At 64.0% G+C, this 14,239-nt stretch carries 11 protein-coding genes; 3 read left to right on the forward strand and 8 right to left on the reverse strand.

The genetic code is table 11. The features are described 5' to 3' along the window. Positions 1-16: 16 nt before the first annotated feature. From AC1HIY_RS05115 to AC1HIY_RS05140, 6 genes are all read right to left on the reverse strand, one after another. Positions 17-1,039, reverse strand: a complete 1,023-nt coding sequence (locus tag AC1HIY_RS05115; protein ID WP_479575635.1) for an isocitrate/isopropylmalate dehydrogenase family protein — start codon at positions 1,037-1,039, stop codon at positions 17-19. A gap of 211 nt (positions 1,040-1,250) precedes the next feature. Then, a complete protein-coding gene (locus AC1HIY_RS05120) occupies positions 1,251-1,703 on the reverse strand; it encodes an ExbD/TolR family protein (protein ID WP_479575636.1) in 453 nt (150 codons plus the stop codon). Between the two features lie 61 nt (positions 1,704-1,764). Then, positions 1,765-2,322: an ExbD/TolR family protein gene (locus AC1HIY_RS05125; protein ID WP_479575637.1), complete on the reverse strand. Its 558-nt coding sequence runs from the start codon at positions 2,320-2,322 to the stop codon at positions 1,765-1,767. A gap of 41 nt (positions 2,323-2,363) precedes the next feature. Then, positions 2,364-2,639, reverse strand: a complete 276-nt coding sequence (locus AC1HIY_RS05130) for a hypothetical protein (protein ID WP_479575638.1) — start codon at positions 2,637-2,639, stop codon at positions 2,364-2,366. 97 nt (positions 2,640-2,736) lie between these two features. Beyond that, positions 2,737-3,441, reverse strand: coding sequence for a MotA/TolQ/ExbB proton channel family protein (locus AC1HIY_RS05135; protein ID WP_479575639.1), 705 nt, complete (start codon positions 3,439-3,441; stop codon positions 2,737-2,739). Positions 3,442-3,859: 418 nt separating this feature from the next. Beyond that, positions 3,860-5,548 carry a S41 family peptidase gene (locus AC1HIY_RS05140; protein ID WP_479575640.1) on the reverse strand — a complete coding sequence of 563 codons (1,689 nt, stop codon included), beginning with the start codon at positions 5,546-5,548 and terminating at the stop codon, positions 3,860-3,862. A gap of 300 nt (positions 5,549-5,848) precedes the next feature. Between AC1HIY_RS05140 and polX the strand changes: the two genes are divergently transcribed. The 3 genes from polX to AC1HIY_RS05155 are packed head-to-tail and all read left to right on the forward strand — an operon-like array spanning position 5,849 to position 10,387. After that, the gene (gene polX / locus AC1HIY_RS05145; RefSeq protein ID WP_479575641.1) at positions 5,849-7,549 is read left to right on the forward strand and encodes a DNA polymerase/3'-5' exonuclease PolX; all 1,701 of its coding nucleotides are present in this window, start codon (positions 5,849-5,851) and stop codon (positions 7,547-7,549) included. Beyond that, positions 7,546-9,483 (forward strand): penicillin acylase family protein, encoded by a 1,938-nt coding sequence (locus AC1HIY_RS05150; protein WP_479575642.1) that lies wholly within the window; start codon positions 7,546-7,548, stop codon positions 9,481-9,483. The genes polX and AC1HIY_RS05150 overlap by 4 nt, the downstream gene beginning before the upstream one ends. Position 9,484: 1 nt before the next feature. After that, positions 9,485-10,387 (forward strand): BadF/BadG/BcrA/BcrD ATPase family protein, encoded by a 903-nt coding sequence (locus tag AC1HIY_RS05155; protein ID WP_479575643.1) that lies wholly within the window; start codon positions 9,485-9,487, stop codon positions 10,385-10,387. Positions 10,388-10,443: 56 nt separating this feature from the next. Here AC1HIY_RS05155 and pckA read toward each other — a convergent pair whose 3' ends face one another. Beyond that, a complete protein-coding gene (gene pckA, locus AC1HIY_RS05160; protein ID WP_479575644.1) occupies positions 10,444-12,036 on the reverse strand; it encodes a phosphoenolpyruvate carboxykinase (ATP) in 1,593 nt (530 codons plus the stop codon). Between the two features lie 226 nt (positions 12,037-12,262). Then, the gene (acs, locus tag AC1HIY_RS05165; RefSeq protein ID WP_479575645.1) at positions 12,263-14,224 is read right to left on the reverse strand and encodes an acetate--CoA ligase; all 1,962 of its coding nucleotides are present in this window, start codon (positions 14,222-14,224) and stop codon (positions 12,263-12,265) included. Positions 14,225-14,239: the final 15 nt, after the last annotated feature.

Genomic DNA, 14,239 nt, shown 5'->3' on the forward strand with positions numbered 1-14,239 from the left:
AAAGTCCGGTTATCGATCAGGCCTCGAGATGCTTCTTCACCCGGTCGGCGACGACGGCGGTGTACTCGGTGGTCGTGGCAGAACCGCCCAGGTCGGCGGTGAGGTATTTCCCCTCGGCCAGGGTCTCATAGAGCGCATCCCGGATGGCGTCCGCCGCCCTGTTTTCTTCCAGGTGACGCAGCATCATCACGCCGGAGCGGATCACCGCCGTGGGATTGGCTTTGTTCTGTCCGGCGATGTCGGGCGCGCTGCCGTGGACGGCCTCGAAGACCGCATAGTCGTCTCCGATGTTCGCCCCCGGCACGATGCCCAGCCCGCCGACGAGTCCGGCCGCCAGGTCGCTGAGGATGTCGCCGAAGAGGTTCGTCGTCACGATGCACTCGTATTCCTGGGGACGCTGCACGAGCTGCATGCACATGTTGTCAATGATCCGGTCGTTGAACGTGAGTTCCGGATACTCCTCGGCCACTTCGCGCCCGATGTTCAGAAACATTCCGGAGGTCAGCTTCAGAATGTTTGCCTTGTGCACGAGCGTCACCTTCTGGTAGCCGTGTTTTCGCGCGTACTCGAAGGCGAAGTGGATGATGCGATACGAACCCGTACGGGAGATGCGGGCGATGGAGTCCGCGATCTCCAGCCGCTCATCGTAGTTCTCGATGCCCGAATAGAGCCCTTCGGTGTTTTCGCGAAAGATGACGAGGTTGACGTCTTTGAACGGCGTATCGACCCCGGGGATGCTTTTGCACGGACGCACGTTCGCATACAGGTCGAGTTTTTGCCGAAGCTGCACGTTGACGCTTTTGAAACCCTCCCCCACCGGCGTAGTGATCGGGCCTTTCAGGGCCACCCGGTCTCTTTTGATCGCCTCCAGAATATAATCGGGGAGCGGCGTTCCGTACTCTTTGAGCGCCGCCGTCCCGACCTTGTCACAGCGATCCCATCCGAAGTCGATGCCCGTGGCTTCCAGCACCTGTACCGCGGCATCGATAACCTCGGGGCCGATGCCGTCCCCGGGGAGCAAAGTGATTCTATAAGACATGTGTTGAGCTTCCAATTTAGCCTGGGGAAGAAGGATGCGTGCGCGATTGTCAGGGCTGCACGGTCTGGACGAACCGTCCGCCCCGCCGCGGTCGCTGAGAAAGCAGACCGTTCGCCGCGCCGCAGTAGCAAGGTAAGCTAAGCGCCGGGCGGGCACAAAAAAAAGCCCCGCCGGGGCGGGGCTTTCTCTTTTCGAAAATGTTCACACCGCGTCAGAGCGACACGAAACGTTTGGTCGAGTAGTTGATGCGAAGCGTGCCGGCTTCGCGCAACTCCTGTTGAACGTCCAGGACGATCCCCATCTCCGAGGTCTCGTCCACGCGGAGGGAGACGATCAGCTTCGGCGTCTCGTTGAGTTTTCGCCACATGATCGTGCGGATCACCCCGACGTCCTCGATGAGGGCGTCATCGATCTGCACGGCGGTGTCTCCCAGACGATTACTGCCGAGCTTCTTCGGACCGATCCAGATGTACGAGACCAGGCGTTTCTGCTCGATCTTCGAGATCGCTTCCGCCTGCGGCAGTTTCGTCCGAACCTGCACGGTCGTCTCCCGGAGCACGGTGCTGACCATGAAGAAGATCAGGAGCATGAAGATGATGTCCGGCATGGCCGCCGTGGGGATCTCCTGAGAGGTTTTGCTTTTCTTTTTAAAGTGCTGCGACATGTTGATGTCAGGTTCTTATCGATGAGAGCGAACGGCGGAAACGGCGCGCTTCGCCCGCGGGTCAGGCCTTGTCCGGCTCGGCGATGGAGATCTGCGCTTTGATCTTCTCGCGGATCTCGTTCGGCCCGTCGCCGATGGCTTCGAGGTAGGCCTTGTAATCCGGATACCCCAGCTTCCGAGCTTCCGAATCCCACAGTTCGAAATAGGCCATCCAGACCTCGTCGAGCACGTCGATGTACGCATTGTAGGGCGTACCCCGGGCCGTTTTGATGGAGACGACCGCCTTTTTCGGGCTCTCCGAATAATTCGGGTCCACGCCGTTGTTCAGGACGTGCTTCTTGACTTCCTCGCGGATGATGCTTACCGAGGCGGGTTTGTCTTCGACAAGCACCTGCCCCTGCTCGTTCACCAGGATCTTGAGCATGTTGCGCTCTTTCACCGGAGGCGGCTTCACGTCTTCCTCCAACTTCGGCGGCAACACCATCCCGATGCCGGTATCGACGTCGATGGTCGTCGTCACGAGGAAGAAGATGAGCAAGAGGAACGCGATGTCCGCCATCGAGGCCGTTGGGATTTCGGCCCCCTGACGTCCCTTTTTCTTGTTGAGTAATCCGGCCATGGGATCAAGTGAGCGATGATGAAAGAAAAGCTCGGCCGAGCCTAAAGACCGAGCATGCCTCGGGCGCTCGAGAGGAGCAGAGCCAGGAGCGAGAGCACCAGCATGACCAGGAACGTCCAGATGGCGGCGTGAGCCCAGTCATCGAGGACGAGGCGGAATGCGATCAAGACGAGTGCCGGCACCACCAGCGTGCCGATCGATAGGGGATTCACTTTCCCGTACGCCAGACTGCGCATGCCAAAGAGGACGATGGCGATGATGCTGAGCCCGGTCAGGATCAGCGAACCCCATATCGCATAAGGAACGATAGCTTCCATTGAAAACCACGGTTTGAAGGTCGAAAGGACGTGACGTGCGCCGCCGGGCGAACGCCGCTTTCCGCCACCTCAGAGTGCAGCGATGAGACTTTCCGAATCATCCCCCCGCCGATTCGGAAACCGGACGACCGGCCTGCAACAGCACGAGCGAGTCGATCAGCTCGATGGAGGCTTCTTCCATATCCACGACGATGCGGTCGATCTTCGATACGATGTAGTTATAGAAGAATTGGAGGATGATGGCGGTGATCAGACCGAAAACCGTCGTCAGAAGAGCGATCTTGATACCGTTGGCCACGAGGCTTGGCGAGATGTCGCCCGCCTTCTCGATGGCGTCGAAGGCCGCGACCATGCCGACAACCGTCCCGAGGAAACCGAACATCGGAGCCAGGGCGATGAAGAGCGAAAGCCAGACCAGCCCTCGTTCGAGGAAGCTCATCTCGATCGACCCGTAGGCGACCACGGCTTTCTCGACAGCCTCGATGCCTTCATCATGGCGAAGGAGACCGGCCTGAAAAACCGAAGCTACCGGTCCACGCGTGTTCGCACACACCTCTTCGGCGGCGGAAATGCCTCCCTCTTCAAGCGCCTGCTTGACCTTGACGATGAACTTGCGCGTGTTGATGTCGGCCCGGTTAAGCGTGATGATGCGCTCGAAAGCAATCGCCAGACCGACGATCAGCACGATGAGCACGGGCCACATGAAGTCGCCCCCCTCATTGAACCGCTGCACCAAAACGTTGACAAGACCCTCGTTGCCTGCCTCCTGAGGCAGCATGAGAAGCACACTGTAAAGGCTCATGGATTAAGTCCCTCCAGATAACGTAAAGTTTGAGTGGGTACGGTAGACGAGTCCGGGATGGTTGGTGGGGTCCCCGGTGGCACGTGTGCAACACCTATCCCTGAACGCGATATTGAATGCCTTCAAACGCATTCCTACCGCCGGCGCCGAAGTTTCATAATATCCAATCTTCGCGGGATTGTCAATGCAGTGCGCCGCGCTTTCCCCGGGAAGATTTTGTTCAGAGGGGGGACACATGCCCACCCCGAAAGTTGCTCCATCTCCCGAAAATCTCTCCCCCTCAGCCCTGCAGGCATGCCGACGGTTCGGCTCTTGTGCGTCTCGCAGGAGCCTTCTGCGTCTCCGGAAAGGGCATAAAGAAAGGCGTGCGAGGGGAGCCCCCGCACGCCGTGTCCGCAGCGCAAAAGGTTGCGGAAGTTCACTCGGTAGACGAGTCATGATACGTCAACCGCTCCGCCGTTTGCCACAACTGCATCGCTTCTCCGAGCGTGCGATCCACCTGGTTGATCACGGGGTACCAGGCGCTCCGGTCGTAGAGACGCGTGGCGATGCGCCCTTTGAGAATCGTCCGCAACATGACGTCGTCGGCAGCGACTTCCTCCCGCGTGAAATATTTCACATCGGCATCGTCGTCCCCTTCCGCCGGCTTCTCCGGCACGATCACGACGCCTCTTTTCTCGGCGAAGTCAAAGAAGGCATCGAGCATGGCGTCGGTGACCTCGAAGTCTGTCAGGAAAGCCTCCCGTTTCCCGTCCCATTTCGGATGCACCGTTTCCGTGTTCCGGTCGAGCCAGTAACGCACGAAATCGTTCTCGATGCCGAGCCCCAGGATGGTCTGGAGGAACGGTGAGGTCTTGTCGTCCCGCACGATGAAGTCGGGTAAGATGCCGCCTCCGGCATACACGACGCGGCCCGTGTCCGTGGTGAACTTGAGCGAATCCGGCAGGCCTTCGAGCAGTTCTGCCGCATCATGCGAGGCGTCTTCCTCCCACTGTGCCACCTTTGTGCGGTAGTAATCCTCGCGGTCGCCCCCCTCATACGGAGTCTGGATCAACCGCCCGGACGGGGTATAGTACCGCGCGATGGTCAGGCGTAGGGCGCTGCCGTCATTGAGGAGGTATTGCTTCTGCACGAGGCCTTTTCCGAACGTCCGGCGTCCGACGATGAGGGCGCGGTCGTGATCCTGAAGCGCTCCGGCGACGATCTCGCTCGCGGAGGCGGAATGTTCGTCGACGAGCACGATGACGGGCTGCTCTTCGAAAAGACCTCCCGAGCGGGCAAAATAGGATTCATCCGTTCCGGCCATGCGTCCTTTCTGAGAGACGATGAGCTTGCCTTCGGGGAGAAACTCATCGCTGATCCGGATCGCCATTTCCATGTATCCGCCGGCGTTGCCCCTCAAGTCGAGCACGAGGCGTTCCATGCCCCGGGCCTTCAGGTCGCGCATGGCGCGCATGAACTCGGCATACGTGGTTCGGGCGAAGCGGTCGAGCTTGATGAAGCCGGTGTGCGCATCGAGCATGTACGCCGAGAGCACGGTGTAGAGGGGGATCTTGTCCCGCGTGATGGTCATCTCGAGCTCGTCCGGATACCCCGGTCGTTTCACGGTGACGGTGACGGTGGTGCCGCGCGGCCCCTTGAGGTTGCGGCGCACGTCCTCATGCGTGTACCCGATGGCGCTCTCGCCGTCGACGGCAATGATGCGGTCGCCCGAGAGCAGACCCACTTCCTCGCTCGGCCCCCCCGGAATGACGTTGAGCACGGTCAGCGTGTCCTGCCCTTCGGGTCCCGGGATGAGTTCATATCCGATACCAATGCCTTCGAAAGAGGCGTCGAAGTCCTCATTGACCCGCTGCATCCGTTCGGCATTGATGTACACCGTATGCGGGTCGAGCGCTTCGATCATCCCCTCGATGGCTCGCTCGGACAGCTCCGCCGAATCGACTTGCTCGACGTATCGCTGGTTGATGAGAACGAAAGCGTCTTCCAGCTTTTTGAGCGAACGCGCCGTGTCGTCACGGAAGACGACGGAACCGATTTGTACGCCCAGAAGGATGCCCACCATCAGGAGCAGCGCCCCCATCGTCACCAGTTTTCTCTGCCGCATAGTGTCGTCTTGAGTCGATGATAAAGATTGCGCGTCCGCTGCGGGACGCCCGGGATGAGAAGGCGCAACCGAACCTCCTCGCTCCCCTTTCCCGTCAAATGACTTCGTACGGGACGTGTCGTTCCATTGATCCCCCCACGATCCCTTCCCGACGCATTCCGACGGGCGGGACCGCGCGAGGCGTCGATGAATCTAAGGCGACAAAGACCGTTCCGTCTTCCGCCCCTCCTCTTTTCTATGTACCTTTGCCGGACCGAAACGCTACGCCCCCGATCTCATCCGCTTCCCCACTTCGAGACCATGACCAACAAGGCCATCGCTCGCGTCCTCAAGGAGACCGCCATGCTCATCGAGTTGACGGGCGGCAATTCTTTTCGCGCGCGCGCCTATGCCCACGCAGCCCGCACGATCGAGCGCATGGAGACGCCGGTGGCCGAGCGGCTCGTCAGCGGAGGCCTGACCGACGTGCCGGGCATCGGCGCCGGACTCGAGGCGCAGATCCGGGAGATCGTCGCGCGCGGTTCCTTCGAACTCCGGGACGAACTGCTCAATGCCATTCCGACGGGCCTGCTCGACGTCCTCCGGGTGAAGGGGCTCGGTCCCAAAAAAGTGCGGCGGCTCTGGCAGGCCCTGGGCGTCACCTCCCTCGAAGATCTCGAGCATGCGGCGCAGACCGGACAACTCTCCGAACTCGGCGGGTTCGGAAAGCGGACGGAGCAAAGCATCCTCGAACAAATCGGGCTCCTCCGGCAGTACAGCTCCCGCCGTCGTCTCGCCGATGCCTTCGCTCAGACGACGCCCCTTTTCGAGGCGCTCCGCGCCGAAGCGGCCGTCGGCGAGGTATCGTATGCGGGCGAGATGCGCCGCGCCCTCGAAACGGTAGGCGCGGCGGAGATGACCGCCGCCGGCGACGCAGCGACCGTTCGCCGCGTCCTCGAAGCCCACCTCGACGCCGTGCGGGATACGGAGCGGGACGGCGCGACGACCTTTTCGGGGACACTGCCCGACGGCTTCACGTTGCGCCTCCACCTCGTCGGGGCGGAGCGCTTCGGCACGGAATGCTGGCGACACACGGGTTCGGAGGCCCACCGCAGGGCGTTCGTCAAACGCTTCGGGGAACCGCCGCCGTTCCTCACGGAAACCGCCCTTTTCGAACATTTCGGCCTCTCTTTCATCCCGCCCGAACTGCGGGAGGGCGCCGACGAGATCGACCTGGCGGCGTCCGGAGCGCTCCCGGACCTCGTCACCGTCGAAGACCTCGAAGGCTCACTCCACAACCACTCGACGTACAGCGACGGCGCACACTCGCTCCAGGAGATGGCCGAGGCGGCACGGGCGCGCGGGCTCTCCTACTTCGGCATCTGCGACCATAGTCGTTCGCTCACCGTCGCCCACGGCATGCCGATCCCGCGCGTGCGTCGGCAGCACGAGGAGATCGCCCGGCTCAATGCCCGGTATGCCGAGGACGGCGGCGCTCCGTTCCGCATCTTCGCCGGCATCGAGAGCGACATCCTCGCCGACGGCTCCCTCGATTATCCCGACGAGATCCTTGCCTCGTTCGACCTCGTCGTGGCGAGCATCCACTCGGGATTCAACATGACCGAGGCGGAGGCGACGGCGCGGCTGATCCGGGCCGTCGAAAACCCCTTCACGACCATCCTCGGCCATCCGACGGGACGGCTCCTGCTCGCCCGCGAGGGCTATCCCATCGACCACCAAGCCGTGATCGAGGCGTGCGCCGAACACGGCGTCGCCATCGAACTGAACGCCAACCCCTACCGGCTCGACCTCGACTGGCGGTGGATACGCTTCGCCACCGAGCGCGGCGTGCTCATCTCGATCAACCCGGACGCACACGCGACCGAACAGCTCGACCTCGTCCGATGGGGCGTGGCGACGGGGCGCAAGGGCTTTCTCACCGCCGATCAGTGCCTCAACGCCCGCCCGCTCGAAGCCTTCACGGCCTGGCTCGATGATCGGAAAGTCCGGCGGCCCGCATGACCCTCTCCCCCCCCGCGCCCGTGTCCCGCATCCTGACCATCCTGACCCTCGCGCTCATGATCCTCGGCGGCGCCGCGCTCGTGTGGCGCCTCGCCTATGGGATCAACAAGACTCCCCCCCATGAAGTCGCCGTGGCGGGACTCGGGGCCCCCGCACGCATCGGCTGGCAGGCCGAAGGGGTGACCTCCATCGAGGCGGCGAACGAGGCGGACGCCTACGCCGCGCTGGCTTTCGCGCAAGGCGTTCACCGCCCGTGGACCGTGGTCTTTCTTCGGCAGGCGGCGCTCGGACGGCTCGGCGAGTGGTTCGACCGCCCCGCCCTCTCCGCCGACAGCCTCACCCGACGCCTCGGGCTCGCGTCTCTCGCGCGCGCGACGTACGAGACCCTTTCGCCCACCGAACGGGCGCTCCTCGCCGCGTACGCGCGCGGGATGAATGCTGCGTTCGCCACCGACGCCGCCCGCCATGCCGACCGCCTCGTCCTCCTCGACCTCACGCCCGAGCCCTGGGAGCCCTGGCACGCGCTTGCCATCGAACGGCTTCTCGCCTGGCTGGCGACGGAGCCGCCGGACAGCCTTGCCCGCACCGATCCCGGCGTGCGCGCGTTGCTGCGCGAGAACCGGGCGCTCCGCAAGCGGCTCCGCCTTTACGGCTTCGAGTACAGCGCGGCGTGGACCGGGCGCGACGACGCCGGCCCCTATCTTATGCAAAGACACGTCTACGGAGCCACGGCCCGACCGCTTTTCATGGACGTCTCGCTCCACATCTCCGGGGAAGCCCCGATCGCCGGAGGCGTCCTGCTCGGGACACCCTTCTTCCCCGCCGGACGCTCCGGCGACCGTGCCTGGGCGATCCTTCTGCGGAGCGAGACCCGTCTTCGCGTACACCCGCCCGACACGCTCGCGCCGCCTCTCCGGTACGAACGCCTGCACCGTCGCGACGGAACGGAATCCCTCCTCTCCATCCGTCGCGACGCCTCCTCGCTCTACCTATCCTCCGGCGACGCAACGGCGACGCTCCGATGGAACGGCTTCGCCCCGCATTCCGACTTCGGCGCCTGGCGCGCCCTCCTGCGCGGGGAACGACCGGCGTTTCACCTCCTCTCGGGGACCGGCCTCATCCTCGACGCCGACGGAGCGGTGCGCATCCTCGGCACTCCAGGCATGCGCCATAGCGTCGGCGGGGGCGTCCTCATCGGCCACACCCGCTGGACCGCTTTCCTCGCCGAGCGCCTTGCCCACGACCGCTCACGGGATGCCGACGAGCGCAACGACGTCTACAGCGCGTGGGCCGCCAGGCTCGCCCCGGTCATGACCGCAACCCTCACCGAAAGCACCCCGCTACCGGACCTGCTCGGCGAAGGGCTGACGTATCTCAGAAACTGGAACTTCACGTACGATCGCACGAGCATCGGCGCCTCGATCTTCGACACATGGATGCGGCTGTATCGCGAAGCGACCGGGCGCCTCCCCCGCCCCGACGACCCGCCCCCCGACCTCACGGAAAAACGCCTTCGTCTCGACCTCTTCACACGCGCGATCGGTGAACTCGCCGCCCGATACGGCTCCGATCTCAGCCGGTGGCGCTGGGAAGCCCTTCAGCCCGACGAGCGGTATTTCACCCCGTGGTCGGGCCAATCGCAGGATTTCCCCGAAGCGCCCCCCAGTTTCGCACCGATCCGCATGCCGGGCTCCGGCCATCCCTCCACCCTGGTCTGGGGTCCTTCGCCCATCCTACCGGGCCTCGCGGGTTCCGCCGCATGGGAGGCCCGCGCCTCCCTCGCCACCGACACGACCCTCCGGGTGCGCCGCCTCGACCTCGCGCCCGGGCGTTTTCTCCGTCGCTATCTTATCGACGGCGGGCGTCCGCCTTCGCTTCCGATTCGAGCCGGCACGCCCGAACACGTCACCGTGCTCCTTCCTCCAGACGCCTGACATGCCCCCTCCCGCCCTCTTCATCGGCCTCGACGCCGGCGGCACGAAAACCGACGTTCTCGTGCGGAACGAAAGCGGCGACACGTTCTCGTTCGCGGGGCCTCCGGCCAACCTTCAGCGTCTCGGTCCGGAGGCAACCGCCCGGACGCTCGCGGACCTGATCGATGAGGCGCGCCGCCGGTTTTCAGGGGAGCGCGTGTACACCGTGTGCGCGGGCGTGGCCGGGGCGGGACGTGAGACGGACCGGCAAGCCCTGACCGAAAGGCTGCGCGCCCTCCTCGCCGATCCCCCCTCCCGGCTCGTGATCGTCTCCGACGCCCGCATCGCCCTCGAAGGCGCCTTCGAGGGCGCGAGCGGCGCCATCGTCATCGCGGGCACCGGCTCGATGGTGCTTGCCCGGGATCGACGAGGCGCGTGTGTGCGGGCAGGCGGCTGGGGCCTTATCCTTGGCGACGACGGCAGCGGGTATGCCGTCGGGCGCGCCGGGCTGCGCGCCCTGGCGGCGGCTTTCGACGGCGGCCCCGAGACGCGCCTCAGGCAGCTTTTCGCCGAAGCCTACGACCTCCGCACACCCGAGGCGCTCATCCGGCGCGTCTATGCCGAAGGCTGGTCTCCGGCCGAAGCCGCGCCGCCGGTGCTCGAAGCCGCCGCCACCGGAGACGCCGTTGCCGCCGCCATCGTCGACGCCGAGACGCGGGCCCTTGCCCGGCAGGCCGGCCGGCTCGCGCGTCGCGCCGGAAATCTCGAGCCCCGCTTCGCGCTCATCGGTGGAATGACCCGGAACGCCTTCTATCGTGAGCGGCTCCGCACGGCGCTGCTCGAACGACTGCCCGGCTGGCGCTCCGAAGCTCCGCGCCGCTCTCCCGTCGAAGGCGCCCTGCTGCTGGCTTCCCGAAACGCATGAGCGCGCCTCCGCCCGGGTACGGAGACGCGCTCAAAAAAGACCGTTCGCCGGAGGCGTCACACCGTTTCCAGGCGCGGACCGGCTTCCGTCACCTCGTCCGATGCGTCGTCCCGGTACTGCTCGAAATTCTTGATAAACAGCTTGGCGAGCTTCCGCGCCATACGGTCGTACGCTTCCACGTTCGACCATGTGTTTCGAGGGATAAGCACCTCGGAAGGTACGTTCGGGCACGCCGTCGGGATCTCCAGCCCGAAGACGGGGTCCGTCACCGTAGGCGCCTCGCGGAGCGTGCCGTCGTGGATGGCGTCGATGATCGCCCGCGTATAGGCCAGTTTCATGCGCGATCCGACGCCGTAGGGTCCGCCCGTGAGCCCCGTGTTGACGAGCCAGGCGTGCGTTCCGTGGCGGCGCATCTTCTCGGCAAGCATCTGCGCGTACTTGTTCGGATGCCACACGAGGAATGCCGCGCCGAAACAGGCCGAGAAGGTCGCCTGAGGCTCGGTCACGCCCACCTCGGTGCCGGCCACCTTCGCCGTATAGCCGCTGATGAAGTGATACATCGCCTGCGCGGGGGAAAGGCGGCTGACCGGCGGGAGCACCCCGAAGGCGTCGTACGTCAGAAAAATGATGTTCTCCGGATGCCCGCCCATGCACGGGACTTTCGCGTTCTCGATGTACTCGATGGGGTACGAGGCGCGCGTGTTTTCCGTGATCGAGTCGTCGTCGAAGTCGACCGCGCGCGTCTCCGGATCATAGACCACGTTCTCGAGGACGGTGCCGAAGCGAAGGGCGTTCCAGATCTCCGGCTCCTTATCCTTCGAGAGCCCGATGGCCTTGGCATAACACCCGCCTTCGATGTTGAACACGCCGTCGTCGGTCCAGCAATGCTCGTCGTCGCCGATGAGGTGGCGGCGGGGGTCGGCGGAGAGGGTGGTCTTGCCCGTGCCGGAGAGTCCGAAGAAGAGCGAGACGTCGCCTGCGTCGCCTTCATTGGCCGAGCAGTGCATCGAGAGCACACCCGTCTTCGGCATGATGTAGTGCATCACCGTGAAGATGCCTTTCTTCATCTCGCCGGCATATTCCGTACCCAGGATTACGAACTCGCGGTCCTCGAAACACAGGTCCACGCTCGTTTTCGAGGTCATGTGGGACGTGTGGCTGTTGGCGGGGAACTCACCCGCATTGTAGATCACGTAATCCGGGTCGCCGAAGTGCTTCAACTCCTCCGCCGTCGGGCGGATGAGCATGTTGTGCATGAAGAGCGCGTGGTAGGGGCGCGTGCAGATGACCCGCACCTTGATCCGATGCTTCGGATCCCACCCCGCGAAACCGTCCATCACGTAAATCCGATCGCGCGTGTTCAGATAATCAATGGCGCGCTCGCGGTTGATCAGAAAGGTGTGCTCGTCGAGTGGGATGTTGATCTTCCCCCACCAGATGTCGCCCTCCGACTCGGGGTTGCGCACGATGCGCTTGTCGAGGGGACTCCGTCCGGTCTTCTCGCCCGAGTACACCATCAGCGCGCCGAGGTTGGAGATGGCCGAGTCTTTGTCGTGGAGGATGGCTTCTTCGTAGAGCCGCGCCGGGGCCGTGTTCCGAAACACTTCCTCTACGTGGATCTCCTGTTTGTGCAGACTGAATGTGTCCATGTGCTCTCCTCTATGAATAGAACCAATGATCGCTGTTCATGGGCCGGACGCAGAAGACGCCGACGAACGCGTCGAAGCGCTTCCGGGAACGGATCCCGTCCCGCCGGAAAGCACGCAAGGTACAGCCCCCGACGATCTCGTTCCAGACGCGAGCGATTTTCGGTTGGCGCAGCGTTCCGGAATTATCCGGAACTTATACGGGAATTCGCCTCAACTTTAAGCGCGGTTACCGGTTCTGCCGGTTGGCGATCAGATCTTCGACCACGGCCGGATCAGCGAGTGTGGACGTGTCGCCGAGGTTCTCAAAATCGTTGGCGGCGATTTTCCGAAGGATGCGCCGCATGATCTTGCCGCTCCGCGTCTTGGGAAGCGCGGGGGCGAACTGGATGAAGTCCGGTTTCGCGATGGGGCCGATGGTCTCCCGAACGTGCCGGATGAGTTCTTGCTTGAGCGCCTCGCTCGGCTCGACACCCGCATTGAGTGTGACGTAGCAATAGATGCCCTGTCCCTTGATGGGATGCGGAACGCCGACGACCGCCGCCTCGGCCACGGCTTTGTGCGCCACGAGGGCCGACTCGATCTCCGCCGTCCCCATCCGGTGCCCGGAGACGTTGATCACGTCGTCGACGCGTCCGGTGATCCAGTAGTATCCGTCGGCGTCTCGGCGGCAGCCGTCCCCGGTGAAGTACATGCCTTCGAACATGGAGAAGTACGTCTGCACGTACCGTTCGTGGTTGCCGTAGACGGTGCGGGCCAGCCCGGGCCAGGCGTCCAACATGACGAGCATACCCTCGGCCTCGCCTTCGAGGACTTCGCCTTTCTCGTTGACGACGGCGGGCCGGACGCCGAAGAACGGCAACGTGGCGCTTCCGGGTTTCATGGGGATGGCCCCGGGCAACGGCGTGATCAGGATGCCGCCCGTTTCGGTCTGCCACCACGTGTCGACGATGGGGCACCGGCGCTCCCCGACGACCTCGTAATACCACCGCCACGCCTCGGGGTTGATCGGCTCGCCGACGGTGCCGAGCAACCGGAGCGACGAGCGGTCGGTGCGCTTGACGTAGTCGTCGCCCTGCCGCATGAGGGCCCGAATAGCCGTCGGAGCCGTATAGAACTGGTTGACCTGGTGCTTGTCGACGACCTGCCAGAAGCGGGAGGCGTCGGGGTACGTCGGGACGCCTTCGAAGAAGACCTGCGTGGCGCCGTTGGCGAGCGGACCGTAGACGATGTACGAATGCCCGGTGATCCACCCGACGTCCGCCGTGCACCAGAACACGTCGCCGTCGTGGTAATCGAAGACGTACTGGTGCGTCATGCTCGCATAGACGAGGTAGCCGCCGGTGGTGTGGAGCAGCCCTTTGGGCTTGCCGGTGGAGCCGGAGGTATAGAGGATAAAGAGCGGGTCCTCGGCGTCCATCACTTCATACGGACAGCTGTCGGACGCCGCCTCGCGCGCCTCGTGGTACCACACGTCGCGTCCTTCGGTCCATTCGATCGCTCCGCCGGTGTGCCGCACCACGATCACCGTCTCGACCTCCGGGCAGCGTCCGAGCGCCTGATCCACGTTCTTTTTCAGGGGGATGCGTTTGCCCGCGCGCCGCCCTTCATCGGCCGTCAGCACGATCCTGGAATCGCCGTCGAGGATGCGGTCGGCGAGCGAGTCGGGCGAGAAGCCGGCGAACACGACGGAGTGGACCGCGCCGATCCGGGCGCAGGCCAGCATGGCCGCCGCCACCTCGGGAATCATCGGGAGATAAATCGTCACGCGGTCGCCTTTCCTGACGCCGTGCGCCTTGAGCACGTTCGCGAACCGGCATACCTCGGCGTGCAACTCGCGATACGTGATGGGGCGCGAGGGCTCGTCCGGTTCGTCCGGCTCGAAGATGAGCGCCGTCTGATCGCCGCGCGTTTCGAGGTGACGGTCGAGACAGTTGTAGGCAACGTTCAGCTTGCCGCCTTCGAACCACCGGACGTGCACGTCTTCGGGCGCGAACGAGGTGTCTTTGACCGTGTGAAAAGGCTCGAACCAGTCGAGGCGCGCAGCGTGCTCGCGCCAGAAACCTTCGGGATCCTCCACCGACCGCCGGTACATCGCTTCGTAGGCCTCTTTCGAGGACACATAGGCGCGAGCCTTGAACTCCGCCGATGCCTCGTATATCTCTTCGGGAGCCTGAACGTGATCTGCCATGCTGCTTTCGTCTGT

The organism is Rhodocaloribacter sp., assembly GCF_056451265.1.

Bases quoted from the DNA above. Each gene is read 5' to 3' on its own strand.
- AC1HIY_RS05115 (WP_479575635.1), bottom strand. From the start codon at position 1,039: ATGTCTTATAGAATCACTTTGCTCCCCGGGGACGGCATCGGCCCCGAG.
- AC1HIY_RS05120 (WP_479575636.1), bottom strand. From the start codon at position 1,703: ATGTCGCAGCACTTTAAAAAGAAAAGCAAAACCTCTCAGGAGATCCCC.
- AC1HIY_RS05125 (WP_479575637.1), bottom strand. From the start codon at position 2,322: ATGGCCGGATTACTCAACAAGAAAAAGGGACGTCAGGGGGCCGAAATC.
- AC1HIY_RS05130 (WP_479575638.1), bottom strand. From the start codon at position 2,639: ATGGAAGCTATCGTTCCTTATGCGATATGGGGTTCGCTGATCCTGACC.
- AC1HIY_RS05135 (WP_479575639.1), bottom strand. From the start codon at position 3,441: ATGAGCCTTTACAGTGTGCTTCTCATGCTGCCTCAGGAGGCAGGCAAC.
- AC1HIY_RS05140 (WP_479575640.1), bottom strand. From the start codon at position 5,548: ATGCGGCAGAGAAAACTGGTGACGATGGGGGCGCTGCTCCTGATGGTG.
- polX (WP_479575641.1), top strand. From the start codon at position 5,849: ATGACCAACAAGGCCATCGCTCGCGTCCTCAAGGAGACCGCCATGCTC.
- AC1HIY_RS05150 (WP_479575642.1), top strand. From the start codon at position 7,546: ATGACCCTCTCCCCCCCCGCGCCCGTGTCCCGCATCCTGACCATCCTG.
- AC1HIY_RS05155 (WP_479575643.1), top strand. From the start codon at position 9,485: ATGCCCCCTCCCGCCCTCTTCATCGGCCTCGACGCCGGCGGCACGAAA.
- pckA (WP_479575644.1), bottom strand. From the start codon at position 12,036: ATGGACACATTCAGTCTGCACAAACAGGAGATCCACGTAGAGGAAGTG.
- acs (WP_479575645.1), bottom strand. From the start codon at position 14,224: ATGGCAGATCACGTTCAGGCTCCCGAAGAGATATACGAGGCATCGGCG.